The organism is Calidifontimicrobium sp. SYSU G02091, assembly GCF_022631395.1.
Lineage (GTDB): Bacteria > Pseudomonadota > Gammaproteobacteria > Burkholderiales > Burkholderiaceae_C > Calidifontimicrobium > Calidifontimicrobium sediminis.
Genome location: NZ_JALBGB010000002.1, coordinates 1 through 14,227 on the forward strand (window position 1 = coordinate 1; position 14,227 = coordinate 14,227).

The following is a 14,227-nucleotide window of genomic DNA, read 5'->3' on the forward strand; positions in this document are numbered from 1 at the left end:
CCCGCGCCGCCGAGGCCGCGAAACCGGCGGCGGCCGACACCGACCGCGCCGCGCGCCCCGACCGCGCCGCGCGCCCCGAGCGCAGCGCCGCCGAGGTCTCGCTGACCGAGGCCGAGCTGGCCACCGCCTTCGCCGACACGCAGCCCGGCGGCGACGCCGGCAACGGTGAAGCGCGTGAAGGTCGCCGCCGCCGCGGACGCCGCGGCGGGCGCGGCCGCGACACCGCGCGCAACGGCGGCGCCGGCGAACGCGTGGCCGAGGGCGGCGCCGAGTTCGACGCAGCCGAACCGGCCGAGACGCTGCCGCCGGCCGCCGTCGCCGAGGCGGCCCCGACGGCCGACATGCCCGCCGAGGTCAGTGCCGCCGGCCTGACCGAAGAAGTCGTGGCCGACGCCGCTGCCGGCGAGGCCGAGCGGCGCGGCCGCCGCCGCCGTCGCCGCCCGCGCCGCGAGCGTGCCGAAGGCGAGACCGCGCTGGCCGAAAGCGACGTGATCGACAGCGACGCCGTCGAAGGCGAGGCCGCCGAACCGCAGGCACTGGCCGCCGCGCTCGACGAGGTCGCCGAAGGCCCAGCCGCAGAGGCGCCGGTGCCGGCGCCCGCGGTGGCGGCGCCGGCACCCATCGTGACGCCGGCGCCCGTCGCGCGCGTCGAGCCCTACGTGCTGCCGGCGGCCGAACTGGTCGCCGTGGCGCAAGCCGCCGGGCTCGAGTGGGTCCACACCGACGCCGACAAGGCGCGCGCGGCCCAGGAAGCGATCGCCAACGAGCCGCAGCCGATCCGCGTGCCGCGCGAGCGCAAGCCGATCGTCGTCGCCGACGAGGGCCCGCTGGTGCTGGTCGAGACGCGGCGCGACCTGTCGCAGATGAAGCTGCCGTTCGAGATCGGCACGCGGCACTGAGGCGCGCGGCGGCCCGCCGCGCTGCGGCGGCGGGCGCCCCGTTCAGTCGGGGATGCGCATCGTGCGCCCGTCGAACGTGATGCGGTCGCCGGCAGCGGGTGCTGCCGACCACGGTGGCACGTTCGCCGCGGTGATCGGCACTGCCGCGTCGCCGCGCGGCGTCGTGCGCACGACCTGCGACGGCGGCAGCGGCGCGCCTTCGGCGAGGTGCGCCCACATCGCGTCGAGCGCGCGGTTGAAGTAGACGTGCAGCGGCACGTAGCGCGCCGCGTAGTCGGGGAACGGCAGGAACGCGTCGAAGTGCTGCGCGTTCGTGACCTCGATGTAGCTCAGCCGACTCGCCGCGCCGTCGGCGAGCCAGCTCTGCGCCGCGTACGGCCGCGAGCTGAAATTCACCGGCACCAGCGTGTCGGCGCGGCCGTGCACGATGATCGTCGGCTTGCCGTTCAGGCGGCCGCGCTGCTGCACCTGCGCGATGCCCTTGCGCACGCGCTCGGCGGCCGGGCCGCTGCCGACGACGAGCTCGCGCTGGCAGCGCGCGCCGTCGACGTTGAGGTCGAAGCGCCCGGTCGAGGTCGAGTACGACAGCGTCTCGAGCACCGGCCCGCCGAGGCTGTCCGGGTTGAGGTCGTTGATGATGCCGATCCCCGCGCCCGGCGGCACGCCGTTGCCGGTGCCGAAGATGCCCTGCAGCGCCGCCGGCGGCGCGATCGGCAGCCCGGTGGCGGGGTCGAAGTACGCGAAGCTCAGCCCGCACAGCCGATCGGCGACCGAGAAGCGGCCGTAGGTGTTGGCGTAGGTGTTGGCGATCGCCGGCGTCGCGAAGCGCCAGTGCGACACGTGCAGCGGAATCGTCTCGGCCTCCCAGCCGTACGCGAGCAGCCGGTCGAGCGCCTCGTCGGCCTGCGCGGCGAGCGTGTCGGCGGCGAGCAACCCCAGGTCGCGCAGCGACGCGCAGCGGTTCTGCGCCAGCGGCAAGAACGCGGCCGGGAACGGCTGCAGCGAAGCCGCCGCGCGCGCCGACAGCGCCGCACACGGCTGGTACAGGTTCGCGTACGTGAAGTAGTCCAGCAGCGGCCGGCTGCCCGCCGTGTACGGCGCGCCGCTGCCGCGCTGGATCACGATCGCGCGCTCGGCGCGCGAGCGCGCCGCCGTCTGCACCTGCGGCTCGCTGACCGCGACGCCGTCGATCAGGCCGTGGCGGTCGAGCTCGGCGGCGGCGAGCGCCGCGCCGGCGCCGTTGGACACGCTCGACGCGATGACGATCGTGTTTTCGGGCCGCAGCAGCCGCGCCTTCTTGCCGCTCGGCAGCGCGGGCGCGAACTGCTCGTTGAGCACGTAGAACGCGAACTCGATCGCGCGCAGCGTGTCGGCACCCCACTCGGCCTCGGGGTTGAGCTGCGAGTGCGCGTGCTTGACGGCGAGCCGGTTCGGCGTGCGCGCGTTGTACGCGGCGCGTTCGGCGTCGGTCAGCGCGGCGGTGAAGTTCGACGCGCTGCCCGCGGCCGCCGCGTCGGCGCGCACGCCGTCGATCAGGTTGACGGTGTGCCCCTGCAGGTCGTGCACGCCGTTGCCGGTGCCCTTGTCGGTGTAGGCGACGGCGCAGCCGCGCTTGAGGCCCCACTCGCCCGACGACCCGATCGCGCCGTAGACGCCGCGCGAGCCGCTCGACGTGCCGGTGACGATGCACGGGCGCCGCACGTCGAAACCCGCCGGCACCTGCACCATCATCGTGACGTTGCGACGGCCGCCGCCGGCGTTCGCGTAGGCGAGGTACTCGGTGCCGGCGATCTTGCCGTCGCCGGCGGTCGGCACGCCGTCGACGCCGACGTTCGGGCCGTACAGCGACAGGTAGCCGCCGGCCGGCGCGATGTCGAGGATCGCGCGGTAGTTGTTGTAGATCGCGAGCCGGCGCAGCTCCGCCGCCGACAGCGACGGCGCGGTGGCCGGGTTCGGCACGCCGGCACCGGTGAGCAGGCCGAGGGCACCGAGCCCGGCGGTCAGCAGGTCGTCGCTGTCGCCGTCGTAGTGCTTCACGCTGACTGGGCCGAGCCACGGTGGCGCGATGTTCGGCGCGCGGTCGAGGCCCTTGGCCTTGGCGCCTGGCGGCGTCGCGACCGCGCCGGTGCTCGACAGTGCGGTGATCGCGGCCACGAGCAGCGACGCGACGGGCGTGACGGTGGCGCGACGCGCGCGCAGGCTGACGGACGGTGACATGGCGGCGGGGCTCCTGCGCCTCGGCGGGCGCTGCGGTTGCGGGTGTGCGCTGCAGTGTCGCAACCCCGTGCCGGCCGGCAACCGGGGATTCCCGGTGCGCGGCGCAGGCCCGCGAATGTGCCGGTCAGGGCAGACGGTCGAGCGCGCGCAGGTACGCCGGGGCGTGCATCAGCTCGTCCCACGGCAGCGGCACCGTCTGCGGCAGCAGCGCCAGACGGCGCGATTCGCTCGCCGCGCTCGGCTGCCAGGTGCCGCGCGCCGCGGCGCGCTCGAGGCCGTCGAGCAGCGCATCGACCGCGCGGCCGCCATCGACGCTCTGGTTGCACAGCAGCACGAGGTCGCAGCCGGCCGCCAGTGCAGCGGCCGCCGCCTCGGTGTGGTCGACCTCGCGGCCGTCGATGACACGCGCGCCGGCCATGCTGAGGTCGTCGCTGAAGACGGCGCCGGTGAAACCCAGCCGCCCGCGCAGGATCTCGCGCAGCCAGCGCGCCGAGAAGCCGGCCGGCCGCGTGTCGACCTTCGGGTAGACGACGTGCGCCGGCATCACGCTGGCCAGGCTCGTCGACAGCCATTCGTACGGCTTGGCGTCGTCGGCGAGGATCACCTTCAGCGCGCGGCGGTCGACCGGGATCTCGGTGTGGCTGTCGGCGGCGACGAAGCCGTGGCCGGGAAAGTGCTTGCCGCAGTTCGCCATGCCGGCCAGCAGCAGCCCGTGCATCAGGCTCTTGGCGAGCAGCGTGACCACGCGCGCGTCGCGGTGGAACGCGCGATCGCCGATCACACCGCTCGGGCCGTGGTCGAGGTCGAGCACCGGCGTGAAGCTCAGGTCCACACCACAGGCGCGCAGCTCGCTGGCCAGCACGAAGCCGCACGCGGTCGCGGCGTCGGTGGCGGCCATCGCGTCGCACATCCACAGTTCGCCGAGGCGGCGCATCGGCGGCAGCGGCGTGAAGCCGTCGCTGCGGAATCGCTGCACGCGCCCGCCCTCGTGGTCGACGCAGATCAGCAGGTCGGGGCGGATCGCCTTGCACTCGGCGGTCAGCGCGACGATCTGGCGACGGTCGACCCAGTTGCGCGCGAACAGGATCAGCCCGCCGACGAGCGGGTGCGCGAGGCGGCGGCGGTCGTCGGCGTTCAGCGTGGTGCCGGCGACGTCGAGCACGACGGGGGCGTGGGCGGTCAAGGCGTATCCTCGGGCAGGGTTTCGACGACGACGAAGCTCACGGCGTAGTCGCTTTCGTCGCTCAGACTGACGTGCGCACGCAGGCGCCGCTCGGCGAACCACGCCGCCAGCGCGCCGTGCAGGCGGATGTACGGCTGGCCGCTCGCGTGGTTCAGGATCTCGCAGGCGCGCCACGTCATCGGCATGTGCATGCCCAGGCCGATCGCCTTCGAGAACGACTCCTTGGCCGAGAAGCGCGTGGCCAGGTACGCGAGCCCGCGCGCGGCCGAGCGCGCACGACGCGCGCGGAACACCGGCAGCTCGCCGGGGCCGAGCACGCGCTCGGCGAAGCGCTCGCCGCGCCGCTCGTAGGTGGCGGCGATGCGGCGGATGTCGCACACGTCGGTACCGACGGCGAAGATCATGCGCGCGGGTCGAACGCGCGCTGGATGCAGCGCTGATAGTCGCGCACCGTCTCGGCGTAGCCGAGCTCGAGGGCGTCGGCGATCAGCGCGTGGCCGATCGACACCTCGAGCACGCCGGGTACCGCGCGCAGGAGCGTCGTCAGGTTGTCGCGGTTGAGGTCGTGGCCGGCGTTCAGGCCCAGGCCGGCGGCCAGCGCGGCTTGCCCGGCGGCGACGTAGCGCGCGAGGACGGCATCCTGATCGGGCGTGCCGTACGCGCGCGCGTAGGCCTCGGTGTAGAGCTCGACGCGGTCGGCACCGGCCTCGCGCGCGAAGCGCATCGCCTCGGGCAGCGGGTCCATGAACAGGCTCACGCGCACGCCGAGCGCGTGGCACTCGTCGATCAGCGGGCGCAGCGTGACCACGTCGGCCGGCAGGTTCCAGCCGTGGTCCGACGTGAACTGGCCCTCGGCATCGGGCACGAAGGTGGCCTGGTGCGGCCGCACCTCGCGCACGAGGTCCATCAGGTTGTGCAGCGGGTTGCCCTCGATGTTGTACTCGGCCTGCGGCCAGTCCTTCAGCAGCGCGGCGAGCTCGTGGACGTCGTGCGCGCGGATGTGACGCCCGTCGGGTCGCGGGTGCACCGTGATGCCCTGCGCACCGGCCTCGAGCACGAGGCGCGCGGCGCGCGTGACGCTCGGAATGCCGAGGTGGCGCGTGTTGCGCAGCAGCGCGACCTTGTTGAGGTTGACCGACAGCGCGGTGCGCGCGCCGTGGCTGCGGGCGTCGGGGGCGATCAGCGGGTTCATCGGGATTGGCCGGCCAGGCGCTGCAGGTCGCGCACGAGGTCGCGCGTGCGCAGCACCGGCGAGCCCAGATGATAGTGAAGCAGCGCGCGCAGCACGCTGCGCAGCGCCGCGGCCGGCGCGCGGCAGGCGTGCTGCAGCGCCGGCAGGTCGGTCGCGGCCAGCGCCGCGTCGAGCGCGAGCAGCGTGCGGCCGTCGAGCACGGCGTCGCGGCCGTCGGCACTGGCGACGACGCCGGCCTCGGGGTGCAGTGCATACGCCCCGCCGGCAGCCACCGGCTGCTGCGTCGCCGTCACGGTGCCGAGCTCGGGCAGCACGCCGAGTTCGCGCAGCAGCACGAGCTCGAATGCGCGCAGCGCAGCCTGTGCGATGCCCTCGGGGTCCGCCAGTGCCGGCAGCGTGGCAGCGTAGGCGTCGAACAGGGCCGCGTGCGCGTCGTGACGCGCGAGCAGGCGCAGCAGCAGCTCGTTGAGATAAAAGCCGGCGAGCAGCGCCGCGCCGCCGACCAGCGGTGTGCCACCGGCCCACTCGGCGCTGCGCAGCGGCTGGATCTCGGCCGACGCGTCGTCGCCGGCGCCGCGCCCGAGCGTGACCTGCAGGCGCTGGAACGGCAGCAGCACCGGGCGCAGCTGCGAGGTCGGCCGCTTCGCACCCTTGGCCACCACGACGACGCGGCCGAGCTCGCGCGTGAACAGGTCGACGATCAGGCTCGACTCGCTCCAGTCCCAGCGGTGCAGCACGTAGGCCGCCAGCGGCGCCGGCGCGGCGCGGCGTGCTCGCGTCATGCGCCGCTCACTCGTAGCCGTAGCTGCGCAGGTGGTCCTCGCGGTCGGCCCAGCCCGAGCGCACCTTGACCCACAGCTCGAGGAACACCTTGGCGTCGAGCAGGCGCTCGAGATCCTGCCGCGCCTCGGTGCCGATGCGCTTGAGACGCTCGCCGCCCTCGCCGATGACGATCGCCTTGTGCGCGTCGCGGTCGACGACGATCGTCGCGGCGATGCGGCGCAGCTGGCCCTCCTCCTCCCACTTCTCGATCACGACGGTCGACGTGTAGGGCAGCTCGTCGCCGGTCAGGCGGAACAGCTTCTCGCGCACGATCTCGCTGGCGAGGAAGCGCTCGCTGCGGTCGGTCAGCGCGTCGGCGTCGTAGAACCACGGCTGCTCGGGCAGGTAAGGCCGCACGATCCCCAGCAGCCGCTCGACGTCGGCCGGCTTGCGCGCCGACAGCGGCACGTACTCGGCGAACGCGTGGCGCTCGGCCATGCCCTTGAGCCACGGCAGCAGGTCGGCCTTGCGCTGCACCGCATCGACCTTGTTGGCCACGAGCAGCACCGGCTTGCCCTTCATCGCATCGCCCTGCAGCAGCGCGAGCACCTTCGCGTCGTCGAGGCCGAACTTGCCCGCCTCGACGACGAACAGCACGACGTCGACGTCGGCCAGCGACGCGACGACGGTGCGGTTGAGGGTGCGGTTCAGCGCCGAGCTGTGCCGCGTCTGGAACCCCGGGGTGTCGACGAACACGAACTGCGTGTCGTCCACCGTGCGCACGCCGACGATGCGGTGGCGCGTGGTCTGCGCCTTGCGCGACGTGATGCTGATCTTCTGTCCGACCAGCGCGTTGAGCAGTGTCGACTTGCCGACGTTGGGGCGCCCGACGATGGCGATCAGGCCGCAGCGGGTCCGCGCGGCGGGTTCACCGTCCGGGTTCATGCGCGGATCCGGCTGGACCGGTTGGCAGCACGCGCCCCATCGGGGGCTGAGCGGCCGCAGGAGGCGTCGGGGCTCACGATCGCAACGGGCCGCCGGGGCGGTCGCTGGCCTTGAGCGTGTCGAGCATGCGCCGCGCGGCCTCCTGCTCGGCAGCGCGGCGCGAACGCCCTTCGCCCTGCTCGCGCAGCCCGAGCGCGGCGACGACACATTCGACCTGGAAGGTCTGCGCGTGCGCCTGGCCACGCGTGGCCACGATGCTGTACGCGGGCACCGGCAGCTTGCGCGCCTGCAGCCACTCCTGCAGTTCGGTCTTCGCGTCCTTGCTCCAGCTGTCGGCGTCGGTGCCGGCGATGACGTCGCCGAACAGACGCCGCACCAGCGCCTGCGCTGGCTCGAAGCCGCCATCGAGAAACACGCCGCCGATCACGGCCTCGAGCGCGTCGGCGAGGATCGACGGGCGCTGCGCACCACCGCCGCGCGCCTCGCCCTCCGACAGGCGCAGCACGTCGGGCAGCCCGAGCGCGAGTGCGACGCGGTGCAGGCTGTCCTCGCGCACGAGGTGCGCGCGCACGCGCGTCAGGTCGCCCTCGTCGGAGCCGGCGAAGCGCTCGTACAGCAGCGCCGAGATCGCGGCGCTGAGCACCGCGTCGCCGAGGAACTCGAGGCGTTCGTTGTGGTCGGCACCGAAGCTGCGATGGGTCAGCGCGCGCTGCAGCAGCCGCGGCTGGCCGAAGCGGTACCCCAGCCGCTGCTGGAGGGCGTCGAGCCTGGGATCGCGCCCGTCCATCGCCGCCCGCTAGCGCGCCCGGCCCTCGCCCTGGTACTTGATCAGCAAGTACACCGGGGAGAAGAGTTCGATCTCCTTGTCGTACGCGAAGCGCACGACAACGCGGTCGTTCTCTTTCGTGATCTCGAGATCGCGGCCGCTGATCGACGAGATCGAGTACTCGATGTCCTTCTGCCGGTCGAACGCGGCGCGGATCTCGGCGACGGTCGACCCGCCCTCGCTGGCGACCTTGTTGACCGCACGCAGGATCGTGAAGTACTCGTTGACCGACGGGAACACGCGCAGGCCGATCAGCGCGACGAAGCCGATCACGATGGCCCACGCGAGCAGCCCCAGCAGCGTGAAGCCCCGCTGCACCGCCCCTGCGCGACGCCGCAATTGCATGCCCGATCTCCCGCTGTGCGTCAATGGAAACGCCCGATGCGCCCGAGGTTACCGAAATTCATCCACACGAAGAAGGCCTTGCCGACGATGTTCTCGTCGGGCACGAAGCCCCAGAAACGCGAATCCTGCGAATTGTCACGGTTGTCGCCGAGCACGAAGTAGTGCCCCGGCGGCACCTTGCAGACGACGCCCTCGGCGCTGTAACGGCACGCGTCGCGGTGCGGGAACGACGCCACCGCGGGGATGAAGCCGGGGCGGTCACGGTCGATGAGGATGCGGTGCTCGACCTCGCCGAGCTTCTCCGAGAACTGCAGCGCGTAGCGCAGGCTGTCCTCGTCGTAGTAGTCGGGCAGCGGCGTGAGCGGCACCGGCTCGCCGTTGATGATCAGGCGCTTGTTCAGGTAGCCGACCTCGTCGCCGGGCAGGCCGGCGATGCGCTTGATGTAGTCGACGCGCGGGTCGACCGGGTAGCGGAAGACGATCACGTCGCCGCGCTGCGGCGCGTGGTTGTCGACGATCTTGGTGTTGATGACCGGCAGACGGAGGCCGTAGTGGTACTTGTTGACCAGGATCAGGTCGCCGACGAGCAGCGTCGGGATCATCGAACCCGACGGGATCTTGAACGGCTCGAACAGGAACGAGCGCAGCAGGAACACGGCGACGATGACCGGGAACAGCCCGGCCGTCCAGTCCAGCCACCACGGCTGCGCGAGGACCTGCTGCTTGGCCTGCGCGAGGTCGCCGTCGATGCGGTCGATGCCCGCCTTCTTCAACTGCTCGCGGCGCTCGCGATCCTGCTGCTCGAGGCGCGCCGCGGCGGCGACGCGCTGGGGCTTGAAGTACAGCTTCTCGGCCAGCCAGTAGGCGAACGTGACGACCGACAGCACGAGCAACAGCAGCGCGAAGTTGCCCATCCAGTAGCCCATGAACCACCCGCCGAGGTAGAGGGCGAGCGCACCGTACAGCACCGCGGTGAGGGAACTCATCGATCGTCGACCTGGAGAATGGCGAGGAAGGCTTCCTGCGGCACCTCGACGGTGCCGATCTGCTTCATGCGCTTCTTGCCGGCCTTCTGCTTCTCCAGCAGCTTGCGCTTGCGGGTGATGTCACCCCCATAGCATTTTGCCAGCACGTTCTTGCGCAGCGCCTTGATGTTCTCGCGCGCGATGATGTGGGCACCGATCGCGGCCTGGATCGCCACGTCGTACATCTGCCGCGGGATGATCTCGCGCATCTTGGCGGCCACCTCGCGTCCGCGGTGCTGCGCCTGCGTGCGGTGCACGATGATCGACAGCGCGTCGATGCGCTCGCCGTTGATCAGCATGTCGACCTTGACGACGTCGGCGGCGCGGTACTCCTTGAACTCGTAGTCCATGCTCGCGTAGCCGCGGCTGACGGACTTCAGCTTGTCGAAGAAGTCGAGCACGATCTCCGCGAGCGGCAGTTCGTACGTCAGGTGCACCTGGCGGCCGTGGTAGGCCATGTTCATCTGCACGCCGCGCTTCTGGTTGGCCAGCGTCATCACCGGGCCGACGTACTCCTGCGGCATGTACAGCTGCACGGTCACGATCGGCTCGCGGATCTCGCGGATGCGCCCCGGGTCGGGCATCTTGCTCGGGTTCTCGACCGCGAGCACGGTGCCGTCGTTGAGCTCGACCTCGTAGACGACGCTGGGCGCGGTCGTGATCAGGTCCTGGTCGAACTCGCGCTCGAGGCGCTCCTGCACGATCTCCATGTGCAGCAGGCCGAGGAAACCGCAGCGGAAGCCGAAGCCCAGCGCCTGGCTGACCTCGGGCTCGAAGCGCAGCGAGCTGTCGTTGAGCTTGAGCTTCTCGAGCGCGTCGCGCAGCGAGTCGTACTCGCTGGCCTCGGTCGGGTACAGGCCGGCGAAGACCTGCGGCTGGATCTCCTTGAAGCCGGGCAGCGGCTCGGTGGCCGGGCCGGCGTTGTTGGGCAGCTTCTTCTCGAGCGTGACGGTGTCGCCGACCTTGGCCGCGGCCAGTTCCTTGATGCCGGCGATCAGAAAGCCGACCTCGCCGGCGCGCAGCTCGTCGCGCGGCTGCGACTTGGGCGTGAAGACGCCGAGCTGCTCGAGCGGGTAGACGGCGTTCGTCGCCATCAGCCGGATGCGGTCGCCCTTCTTCAGCACGCCATCGACGACGCGCACCAGCATCACGACGCCGACGTAGTTGTCGAACCAGGCGTCGATGATCATCGCGCGCGGCGGACCGTCGGGGTTGCCGCGCGGCGGCGGCATGCGCGCCACGACGGCCTCGAGGATGTCGTCGATGCCCTCGCCCGTCTTGGCCGAGCACGGGATCGCGTCGCTGGCGTCGATGCCGATGACGTCTTCGATCTCCTGCTTCGCGCGCGTCGGGTCGGCCTGCGGCAGGTCCATCTTGTTGAGCACCGGCACGACCTCGACGCCGAGGTCGAGCGCGGTGTAGCAGTTGGCGACCGTCTGCGCCTCGACGCCTTGGCTGGCGTCGACGACGAGCAGCGCGCCCTCGCACGCCGACAGCGACCGGCTGACCTCGTACGAGAAGTCGACGTGGCCGGGCGTGTCGATCAGGTTGAGCTGATAGGTGCGACCGTCGCGCGCGGTGTAGCTCAGCGCGGCCGTCTGCGCCTTGATCGTGATGCCGCGCTCGCGCTCGATGTCCATCGAGTCGAGTACCTGCGCTTCCATCTCGCGCTCCGACAGGCCCCCGCAGCGCTGGATGATGCGGTCGGCCAGCGTGCTCTTGCCGTGGTCGATGTGGGCAATGATCGAGAAGTTGCGGATGTGGTCCATCGAACGATGCGGGGCGTCACGAGGCCGCGCACCGGCAGCCATCGCGGGGACTCATGAAGGGCGTCGGCGACGCGGCGAGCGGCCCGACCGGGGCAAAAAAATAAGGCGCGCCGAAGAGGTGACGCGCCTTCCAACAAAACGTATGGCAACTGCTTGTTGGGCCTTCATTGTAGCCAAAAGCCCCCGGCTGGAACCCGCGCCAATGCTTGATTTCCGGCCGTTGCAGCATGCCAACAGGCGAATTTCCTCCACAGCTTATACACAGCCCCGCGAGCACTCGTCATGTGAGCACTCGCCCCGCCTGGACCCGCGTCGTGCAGGTCCAAATGGACGCCCTGTGCCGCCGATTGTAGTTGTCCGGGCGCTCAATCTGCGACGTAGCCGAGCAATGTGAGCGAGCGTTCACCTTACTGAGGTTGGGTTGGCCGGACTCCCCCGGCTCCGAGCCCCCGGTGGCACTCCCACGAAGCGGAAAGACCCGACACGCCGGTCGGGTCTGGCGCCGTCGGTGCGGCGGGCCGCCCCGCCGAATCAACCCGCCGGACGCACGACGAGGTAGTTGACCCAGTCGCCGCGGCGCACCATCAGGCTGATGGGCCGGTTCTTGTCGGCCTTGGCCACCAGCGCGTTGAACTGCTTCGCGTCACTGACTTCGTGGTTGTTGACCGACAGGATCACGTCGCCCTCGCGCAGCCCGGCGCGCGCCGCCGGGCCGTCGACGGCATCGACGACGACACCGCCGCGCACCCTGAGCTCGCGCTTCTGCGCGTCGCTGAGGTCCGACACCGACGCGCCGATCGCGCTCGTCGTGCTCGGTGCCGGCGTCGGCGCCTGCGACACGCGCGTCGGGCGCTCGGGCTCGAACTCGGCCACCGCTACCGTCACGTCGCGGTAGCTGCCACGACGGAAGACTTGGATCTTCGACTGCGTGCCTGGTGCGGTGCCGCCGACGATGCGCGGCAGGTCGACCGACTTCTCGACCGGCTTGCCGTCGACGCGCGTGATGATGTCGCCGGCCTCGATGCCCGCCTTGTCGGCCGGCCCACCGGCCTCGACGCTTTGCACCAGCGCGCCGCGTGCTTCGCCGAGGCCGATCGCCTCGGCGACCTCCTTCGTCACCGGAGCAATCTGCACGCCGATGCGCCCGCGGATCACGCGCCCGTGCTGGCGCAGCTGTTCCGACACGCGCACCGCCTCGTCGATCGGGATCGCGAACGAGATGCCCATGAAACCGCCCGAGCGGCTGTAGATCTGCGAGTTGATGCCCACGACTTCGCCGCGCAGGTTCAGCAGCGGCCCGCCCGAGTTGCCCGGGTTGATCGCGACGTCGGTCTGGATGAAGGGCAGGTAGTCGCCGGTGTCGCGCTGCTTCGCACTGACGATGCCCGCGGTGACCGTGTTCTCGAGCCCGAACGGCGAGCCGATGGCCACCACCCATTCGCCGACCCTGAGCTTGTTGACGTCGCCGATCTTGACCGTCGGCAAGCCGGTGGCTTCGATCTTCACGATCGCGACGTCGGTGCGGCGGTCGGCACCCACGATGCGCGCCTTGAACTCGCGCCGGTCGGGCAGCGTGACGATGACCTCGTCGGCCCCCTCGACCACGTGCGCGTTGGTCATCACGAAACCGTCGGGGCTGACGATGAACCCCGAACCGACGCCGCGCTGCCTGGGCTCGTCGTTGCCGGGCGGCGCGCGCCGCGGATCGGGACGCCCCGGCAGCGGGATGCCGAAGCGGCGCAGGAACTCCTCCATGTTCGGATCGAGCTCCGGCGTCGCGCGCGAAACCTGGCGGCCGCGCTCGAGGGTGCGGATGTTGACGACCGCCGGTCCGACGCGCTCGACCAGTTCGGTGAAGTCCGGCAGCGCCACCGTCTGCGCGGCCGCGTCGGCCACCGGCCACACCGCCAGCAGTGCCGCCGCCAGCGTCACGCCGGCGGCCAGTTGCCTCGATGGCTGCAACCAAGACATCGTCATCACTCCTCGTCGGCGGTCGATCCTCGCCGTTCTGTGCTCAGATTGTTTTCCCGGACCGCGGCACGCGGCGTCGCTGGCGGCCTCAGCGCCGACGCTGCACGGCGTCGGCGAAGCGCGCGACGGTCGTCATTGGGACGTCGCCCATCACCGTGACCCACCATTGATCGTGGCGCTTCATCAACGTGTGCGTCGCGCCGATCGCCGTCTGTCCCGCGCGGTGACGTCCCTCGCGGTACGGCTCGATGAACACGGACACATGCGTCAGGCCGTCGGAGAACACCGCCTGCAGCACGGTGTCGTCGTGCTCCGATTCGCCCGCCGCCACGCTGCGGCGCACGCCGCGCACCTGGACGAAGCCCGGCACCGGCGCGATCTGCCAGCCCTCGGCGGCCAGTTCGGTCGGCGCCAGGGTCGGCCGCAGCACGCGGTAGCCATCGAGCCTCTTCATCGAGCGCAACACCACGTCGGGCTGCGGCTTGACGCCGATCGTCACGTCGCTGAACGCGGCGCTCTCGAGCACGCGACCATCGGACGACAGCACGTCGGTGCGCAGCAGCAAGCCGCTGCGACGCTCGACCCACAGGCGCTGCGCAAAGCGCGCATCGTCGCGCGGCTGCAGCAGGTACACCGTCGCATCGTGACCCGCGACGCGGTCGTCGCCTTCGGCGCGCAGTTCGTAGCGCTCGAACACGCGCGCATCCGGCTGCACGCGCAGCAGCGCCGGCCCGGCGTCGACCTCGTCGCGACGCTCGACGACCGCCACGCGCTGCGTCGGCCACAGCGTGTGCACGACGTCGTTGTGGCGGTAGACGACACGGTTCTGCCCGTCGAGCATCTCGACGCGCTCGAACTGCTGCCGCCCGTCGCAGTAGTGAGCGATGCGCGAGCTGCTGACGACGCCCCCCACGCTCGACACCAGCGTGCCCTGGTAGTTGCCGTACGCCACGGCCTCGTGGATGCGACGGATCCACGCCGACGGATCCGCTGCACTGGAACCCGCTGCGGCCGCATCCGCGGCCCACGACGCCGACACGAAGCCGGCCGAGACGGCCAGCACGAGGCAGCGGATCAGCGAACGCATTCGCAT

General features: G+C 71.5%; 12 protein-coding genes and 1 pseudogene. 1 reads left to right on the plus strand and 12 read right to left on the minus strand.

Going from position 1 to position 14,227, the window contains the following annotated elements; all coding sequences use genetic code 11:
* A pseudogene (locus tag MOJ79_RS01390) lies at positions 1-899 on the plus strand (Rne/Rng family ribonuclease); the annotation flags it as partial.
* Between the two features lie 42 nt (positions 900-941).
* Here MOJ79_RS01390 and MOJ79_RS01395 read toward each other — a convergent pair.
* The 12 genes from MOJ79_RS01395 to MOJ79_RS01450 all read right to left on the minus strand — a co-directional run bounded on the left by MOJ79_RS01395 (position 942) and on the right by MOJ79_RS01450 (position 14,221).
* A complete protein-coding gene (locus MOJ79_RS01395) occupies positions 942-3,116 on the minus strand; it encodes a D-(-)-3-hydroxybutyrate oligomer hydrolase (protein ID WP_241922544.1) in 2,175 nt (724 codons plus the stop codon).
* 124 nt (positions 3,117-3,240) lie between these two features.
* Positions 3,241-4,299 carry a beta-N-acetylhexosaminidase gene (nagZ, locus tag MOJ79_RS01400; RefSeq protein ID WP_241922545.1) on the minus strand — a complete coding sequence of 353 codons (1,059 nt, stop codon included), beginning with the start codon at positions 4,297-4,299 and terminating at the stop codon, positions 3,241-3,243.
* Positions 4,296-4,703, minus strand: a complete 408-nt coding sequence (acpS, locus tag MOJ79_RS01405) for a holo-ACP synthase (protein WP_241922546.1) — start codon at positions 4,701-4,703, stop codon at positions 4,296-4,298. Before acpS ends, nagZ begins: the two co-directional genes overlap by 4 nt.
* Entirely contained in the window at positions 4,700-5,491 is a 792-nt protein-coding gene (locus MOJ79_RS01410; RefSeq protein WP_241922547.1) for a pyridoxine 5'-phosphate synthase, read from the minus strand. The genes acpS and MOJ79_RS01410 overlap by 4 nt, the downstream gene beginning before the upstream one ends.
* The gene (recO, locus tag MOJ79_RS01415; protein ID WP_241922548.1) at positions 5,488-6,273 is read right to left on the minus strand and encodes a DNA repair protein RecO; all 786 of its coding nucleotides are present in this window, start codon (positions 6,271-6,273) and stop codon (positions 5,488-5,490) included. Before recO ends, MOJ79_RS01410 begins: the two co-directional genes overlap by 4 nt.
* 7 nt (positions 6,274-6,280) lie before the next feature.
* Entirely contained in the window at positions 6,281-7,198 is a 918-nt protein-coding gene (gene era, locus MOJ79_RS01420; RefSeq protein ID WP_241922549.1) for a GTPase Era, read from the minus strand.
* A gap of 73 nt (positions 7,199-7,271) precedes the next feature.
* Positions 7,272-7,985, minus strand: coding sequence for a ribonuclease III (rnc, locus tag MOJ79_RS01425; protein ID WP_119288639.1), 714 nt, complete (start codon positions 7,983-7,985; stop codon positions 7,272-7,274).
* 9 nt (positions 7,986-7,994) lie between these two features.
* Positions 7,995-8,369 carry a DUF4845 domain-containing protein gene (locus MOJ79_RS01430; RefSeq protein ID WP_241922550.1) on the minus strand — a complete coding sequence of 125 codons (375 nt, stop codon included), beginning with the start codon at positions 8,367-8,369 and terminating at the stop codon, positions 7,995-7,997.
* Positions 8,370-8,389: 20 nt separating this feature from the next.
* On the minus strand, positions 8,390-9,355 hold the full coding sequence (gene lepB / locus MOJ79_RS01435) for a signal peptidase I (protein ID WP_241922551.1): 966 nt from the start codon (positions 9,353-9,355) through the stop codon (positions 8,390-8,392).
* Positions 9,352-11,163 (minus strand): translation elongation factor 4, encoded by a 1,812-nt coding sequence (gene lepA / locus MOJ79_RS01440; RefSeq protein ID WP_241922552.1) that lies wholly within the window; start codon positions 11,161-11,163, stop codon positions 9,352-9,354. Before lepA ends, lepB begins: the two co-directional genes overlap by 4 nt.
* Before the next feature lie 531 nt (positions 11,164-11,694).
* On the minus strand, positions 11,695-13,140 hold the full coding sequence (locus MOJ79_RS01445; RefSeq protein ID WP_442863086.1) for a DegQ family serine endoprotease: 1,446 nt from the start codon (positions 13,138-13,140) through the stop codon (positions 11,695-11,697).
* A gap of 82 nt (positions 13,141-13,222) precedes the next feature.
* Positions 13,223-14,221 (minus strand): MucB/RseB C-terminal domain-containing protein, encoded by a 999-nt coding sequence (locus MOJ79_RS01450; protein ID WP_241922554.1) that lies wholly within the window; start codon positions 14,219-14,221, stop codon positions 13,223-13,225.
* Positions 14,222-14,227 lie beyond the last annotated feature (6 nt).